The organism is Pseudomonas meliae (assembly GCF_001400515.1).
GTDB lineage: Bacteria > Pseudomonadota > Gammaproteobacteria > Pseudomonadales > Pseudomonadaceae > Aquipseudomonas > Aquipseudomonas amygdali.
Map to the genome: position 1 here is coordinate 1 of NZ_LJQT01000143.1, position 229 is coordinate 229.

The following is a 229-nucleotide window of genomic DNA, read 5'->3' on the forward strand; positions in this document are numbered from 1 at the left end:
CCTCCTCAGCACAGGCTTACCCATGGCGTCAGAGACCAAAAAACGTAAACGGGCGAGCCGGGCAAAAGCCAAGGCAAAGCAGACCCGTCTCCAACGCGCCGGGCATACTACCTTCGTGCCCGATACCGACTTTTTCTTCGATGTCGATCCTTTGGGTGATGTCGATCTTTGTAGTTGCTGCCAGACAGCGTATCTGAACGACAGGTTTCCCGACGCTTCTTGCGTAAGC

The 229-nt window shown here is 55.0% G+C and carries 1 protein-coding gene; it reads left to right on the top strand.

What is annotated here, in order from left to right; all coding sequences use genetic code 11:
• Positions 1 to 22 precede the first annotated feature (22 nt).
• Positions 23 to 229: hypothetical protein (locus ALO64_RS25910; RefSeq protein ID WP_217996268.1), on the top strand; the 207-nt coding region annotated here is incomplete at its 3' end.